Genomic DNA, 1186 nt, shown 5'->3' with positions numbered 1-1186 from the left:
CCTGCCGATACCGGCAATGACGTCCTCGTACGTCGTTCGGACGTCCCTACGCCGTTCGAAGGAGACCACATGCCTGAGCTGTGGCTGCCCGGCGCCGAGATCCACGACCTCGGCGATCACGCGCCGACCGACCAGCAGTACCCGCCCAAAGCCATCGCCCACATCACCTGGGACCGCAACGCGACCGCCGCCGATCCGCAGGACTGGATGTCGTACGAGAGCCTGGTCACCTACTTCACCGGCAGCGGGGCCGGTGACGCCCCACACCTGATCTGGGACCCGTTCATCGGCCGGATCTGCCAGCTGTTCCCCGCCGACTCCCGATCGAAGAGCCTGCTCAGCCCGGACCAGAGCCCGACCCGCACCAACCGGGCCGGGCGGGTGGTGATCCAGATCGAGGCGGTGTTCTTCCCGTACTGCCGCTACGGGGGCACGGTCTTCCCCCGGCTGGTCGACACCCCGTGCACCGGCTGGAACCGGATCCACGCCTGGGTCTCCTCCTGGGGCGTGCCCGACGTGTGGCCGATGGGCCTGCCGACGGACTTCTCCTCCCACCGCGACGAGCAGGCGTGGGAGACCCGCGGCGGCTGGTACGCGCACGCCCACGTGCCGTACAACGACCACACCGACCCCGGGTCCTGGCCCGACTTCGCGGGCGGCTCGCGCTCCCCGCTGCCGGGCGGCTCCACCCCGGCGCGGTACCAGGCCACCATCAACGGCCTGGCGTACGGCTACGGCGCCCACGGCTACCAGGTGACCACCGTCGGGCGGGGGCTGGTCGCGCGCGGCTTCGGCACGCACTACCACTCCGGGCCCGGGCCGGACTGGACGGACGCGGACACCGAGAACTACGCGGACTACCAGCGGAGCCTGGGCTACTCCGGCTCGGCGGCGGACGGCGTCCCGGGCGAGACCTCGCTGCGCGGGCTCCTCGGTTACCTGCCCGGTCCGCGCACCGTCTCGCTCGCCCACGTGGTCGCGGCGGCGCGCAGCGATCCCGGGGCCGAGCAGGGGCACCTGACCTACGGGGCGGAGGTGGCGATCGTCGAGCAGGCGCTGGCGGACGAGGGGCTGCTCGAACAGCGGTGGGTGGACGGCTCGTTCGGCAGCCTCACCGTCACGGCGTACGCGGGCTGGCAGCGGCGGTGCGGCTACTCCGGGCAGGCGGCGGACGGGATTCCCGGCC

1 protein-coding gene is annotated in these 1186 nt (G+C 72.7%); it reads left to right on the top strand.

From position 1 onward, the window contains the following. Positions 1-69: 69 nt before the first annotated feature. The coding region (locus J0670_RS38355; RefSeq protein ID WP_207817390.1) for a peptidoglycan-binding protein at positions 70-1186 on the top strand (1117 nt) is incomplete at its 3' end.

This window comes from Streptomyces sp. FH025, assembly GCF_017427025.1.
Classification (GTDB): Bacteria; Actinomycetota; Actinomycetes; order Streptomycetales; family Streptomycetaceae; genus Kitasatospora.
This window is presented reverse-complemented; position numbering and strand designations above follow the sequence as displayed.